The following is a 766-nucleotide window of genomic DNA, read 5'->3' as shown; positions in this document are numbered from 1 at the left end:
GTGGCTCAAGAGGATCCCCTGCTAAGGGATTAGGCTGGGTAACCGGTGCGAGGGTTCGAATCCCTCCTTCTCCGCCATTTAAAAAACGAGGTGTAGCGCAGTTTGGTAGCGCACATGGTTTGGGACCATGGGGCCGGGGGTTCGAGTCCCTTCACCTCGACCAACCAAGACCTTTAGTTCAGTTGGTTCGAGTCCCTGAAGGTCCATTATTCTTCATAGGGGTGTAGCTCAGCTGGTAGAGCGTCGGTCTCCAAAACCGTGCGCCGGGGGTTCGAGTCCCTCCACCCCTGCCAAATAAAAAGGACTTGAAAAAAAATAGTTTTTAGAGTAATATAAGATAGTAAATAATATTTCGAGGTGTAGCGCAGTTTGGTAGCGCACATGGTTTGGGACCATGGGGCCGGGGGTTCGAGTCCCTTCACCTCGACCAAATAAGGGCCTATAGCTCAGGTGGTTAGAGCGCACGCCTGATAAGCGTGAGGTCGCTGGTTCGAGTCCAGCTAGGCCCACCATTTGCCCAGATAGCTCAGTCGGTAGAGCAGGGGACTGAAAATCCCCGTGTCGGTGGTTCGATTCCGCCTCTGGGCACCAGAAATACGGCGGTATAGCTTAGTTGGCTAGAGCGTTCGGTTCATACCCGAAAGGTCATAGGTTCGACTCCTATTACCGCTACCATCTAACTATATCAATAAAGAACTTTGAAAATTAAACAGTAGGTTAATTTATAAAACAAGAAACAAACCATAAAGCCAGATATTTTGATAAC

Annotated in this window: 6 tRNA genes; all 6 read left to right on the top strand. The window is 49.5% G+C overall.

The window, feature by feature from the left end:
* Positions 1-86: 86 nt before the first annotated feature.
* A tRNA-Pro gene (locus KGF50_RS21755) sits at positions 87-163 on the top strand.
* Between the two features lie 54 nt (positions 164-217).
* Positions 218-293, top strand: a tRNA-Trp gene (locus KGF50_RS21750).
* 60 nt (positions 294-353) lie between these two features.
* Positions 354-430 (top strand) — tRNA-Pro (locus KGF50_RS21745).
* Positions 431-435: 5 nt separating this feature from the next.
* Positions 436-512, top strand: a tRNA-Ile gene (locus KGF50_RS21740).
* Positions 513-515: 3 nt separating this feature from the next.
* A tRNA-Phe gene (locus tag KGF50_RS21735) sits at positions 516-591 on the top strand.
* Between the two features lie 7 nt (positions 592-598).
* A tRNA-Met gene (locus KGF50_RS21730) sits at positions 599-675 on the top strand.
* Positions 676-766 lie beyond the last annotated feature (91 nt).

Source organism: Clostridioides sp. ZZV15-6598, from assembly GCF_020657705.1.
In the GTDB taxonomy this organism is placed as follows: Bacteria; Bacillota; Clostridia; order Peptostreptococcales; family Peptostreptococcaceae; genus Clostridioides; species Clostridioides difficile_F.
Note: the sequence above shows the minus strand (reverse complement) of the source record. Positions and strands in the feature narration are given on the sequence as shown.